This is a genomic window from Polynucleobacter sp. IMCC 29146, from assembly GCF_021395195.1.
Lineage (GTDB): Bacteria > Pseudomonadota > Gammaproteobacteria > Burkholderiales > Burkholderiaceae > Polynucleobacter.
In genome coordinates this window covers 1-1,193 of the sequence record NZ_JAJVCR010000030.1, presented here as the reverse complement: position 1 = coordinate 1,193, position 1,193 = coordinate 1, and the positions used below count along the sequence as shown (strand labels likewise).

Genomic DNA, 1,193 nt, shown 5'->3' with positions numbered 1-1,193 from the left:
GGTAATCCCCCCGCAGGTTAACTGAACTCAGAGGTAGAATTTTCTCTATTAGAGGAGTTCTGCATGAAACGTTCTAAATTTACCGACAGTCAGATCATGGATGCCCTAAAACGGGCCGATGCTGGCTTAGCTGTCCCAGAAGTCTGTCGTGAGCTGGGTATCAGCATTGCTACTTTCTACAAGTGGCGCGCCAAATACGGCGGTATGGATACCTCAATGATGGCCCGCATGAAGGAGCTGGAAGCGGAAAATGCTCGCCTGAAGAAGATGTACATCGAAGAAAAGCTCAAAGCAGAGATACTAAACGAGGCCATCACAAAAAAGTGGTGAGGCCATCTCGCAGACGTGAGATGGCCCAAAAGGCTGTTAGAGACAAAAGTATCCCCATCCGATTGGCCTGCGCCATCTTTAGCGTGAGCGAGACCTGCTACCGCTATGAAGCTAAGAGTAATGCCGAGAACGAGCAGATTGCCAACTGGCTCGTTCGGCTAACGGATAACAACCGCAGCTGGGGCTTTGGGCTGTGCTATTTATACCTACGCAACGTCAAGGACTTCAAATGGAACCACAAACGCATCTACCGCATTTACCGCGAGCTAGAGCTCAACCTACGCATCAAGCCGCGTAAGCGTTTGGTGCGCGATAAACCCGATGCCCTGGTCGTACCGCTTGGCATTAACCAAGTATGGTCGATTGACTTCATGCACGACCAGTTACAAGATGGCAGATCCATCCGCCTCTTTAACGTGATCGATGACTTTAACCGCGAAGCCTTAGGCATTGAAGTGGACTTCTCATTGCCATCCGAGCGCGTAATCCGCGCTTTAGATCAAATCATTGCTTGGCGCGGTAAGCCCGGCATTATTCGGGCGGACAATGGGCCGGAACTGGTGAGCGGCAGACTGATGGAGTGGGCAGCAAAGCATCAAATCCACATACAGCATATCCAACCAGGCAAACCACAACAAAATGCGTATGTCGAACGCTTTAATCGTACCGTCAGGTATGAGTGGTTATCCCAGCATTACTGGCAAAGCATTATCGAAGTTCAAGACTTTGCAACGCAATGGATGTATAAATACAATTATCAACGTCCAAACATGGCATTGGGCGGCATTACCCCGAAACAGCGACTGGCCATGGTTGCTTAATGAATCCTACTTCTGGGTTCGGTTAAATAAGGGGGGATTACC

At 49.6% G+C, this 1,193-nt stretch carries 1 protein-coding gene; it reads left to right on the top strand.

The window, feature by feature from the left end; all coding sequences use genetic code 11:
* The first annotated feature begins 63 nt into the window (after window positions 1-63).
* Window positions 64-1,151, top strand: a protein-coding gene (locus LZT22_RS12650; RefSeq protein ID WP_233925661.1) for an IS3 family transposase whose coding sequence is annotated in 2 segments (ribosomal slippage) — window positions 64-316 and window positions 316-1,151 — 1,089 coding nt in all. Because the reading frame shifts where the segments join, the coding sequence is not laid out codon by codon here.
* The last annotated feature ends 42 nt before the right edge of the window (window positions 1,152-1,193 follow it).